The following is a 338-nucleotide window of genomic DNA, read 5'->3' on the forward strand; positions in this document are numbered from 1 at the left end:
CACATCATTGACAATAAAACGAGAGACATCATCATCATGCGTATTGTCTTTAGAGAGGGTTTCAGACAAAAGAGCACGGGCTGTTTCAAGATCTCCTTTTTTTATCGCTTTATGGGCTTGTTTTTTCTTTTCAGACTTATCTAAAGTTTCAAGGATCTCTTCAATTTCTTGTTTTTCTTTCTGCTTTAGCCACTCTTTGTACCATTGCTTTTGAAGGCAAGTGATTGGAGCTAAAGCGGCTTGCATGGTAGGTGTTTTCATGGTCGAAGGTTGACCGATAAGAGCACCCCAGAGATTAGGAACAATCTTCCAATCATCATGTTGTTTTGGAGCAATTC

General features: G+C 39.3%; 1 protein-coding gene. It reads right to left on the reverse strand.

The window, feature by feature from the left end; genetic code table 11:
• Window positions 1-338: DUF3987 domain-containing protein (locus BN338_RS09485; protein ID WP_039761587.1), on the reverse strand; the 338-nt coding region annotated here is incomplete at both ends.

It is taken from the genome of Bartonella queenslandensis AUST/NH15, from assembly GCF_000312585.1.
Taxonomy (GTDB): Bacteria; Pseudomonadota; Alphaproteobacteria; order Rhizobiales; family Rhizobiaceae; genus Bartonella; species Bartonella queenslandensis_A.